General features: G+C 76.8%; 1 protein-coding gene. It reads left to right on the plus strand.

The features are described 5' to 3' along the window. Positions 1–80 precede the first annotated feature (80 nt). The coding region (locus KUM32_RS39595; RefSeq protein WP_217146577.1) for a thioesterase II family protein at positions 81–694 on the plus strand (614 nt) is incomplete at its 3' end.

Below are 694 nucleotides of genomic sequence, written 5' to 3' on the forward strand. Positions count from 1 at the left end.
GACCCGGACGGCGCGGCCACCGCCCTCCTCCTCTCCGGAGCCACCCCCACACCCACCCCCACGCCGACGGGAGCCACCCGATGAGGACCGGACCCGACAGGCTGGTGCTGCGCGAGGGCGGACCGTACCGCCTGGTGTGCCTGCCGTACGCGGGCGGCTCGGCCAGGTCGTTCACGCGGCTGGTGCGCCAGGTCACCGAGGACTGGACGGTCGTCGCCGCCCAACCACCCGCCGCCCACGCCCACGGCACGCCGCCCGACCTGGACGAACTGGCCGACTTCTACGCCGACCTGCTCGCCACCGACCTCGCCGGCCCCGGCATCGTGCTCGGGCACAGCCTGGGCGCCGCGGTGGCACACCGGATGGCCCAGCGGCACGCGGCGAACTGGCCCGCCGACCTGCGGTTGGTCCTCTCCGCCCCACCCCGCCCCGGGCCACCCGGCTACGCGCTGGCCGGCCTCGACGACCACTCGCTGCTCTCGGCGGCCCGCGCCCGGGGCATCGTCCCGGAACTGGAGCTGCCCGACGAGTTGGTGATCCGACTGCTGCTGCCCGGACTCCGCCGCGACCTGGCGGCGCTCGGCGGCGCCGGCTGGACCCCGGAGCCGGTGAGCCCCCCGGTCCACCTGCTGGGCGGCATCGACGACGTGGCCTGCCCGCCGGCCGTCCTGACGGAGCTGGCCGACCAGTTGGC

The organism is Streptomyces sp. AC627_RSS907, from assembly GCF_019049165.1.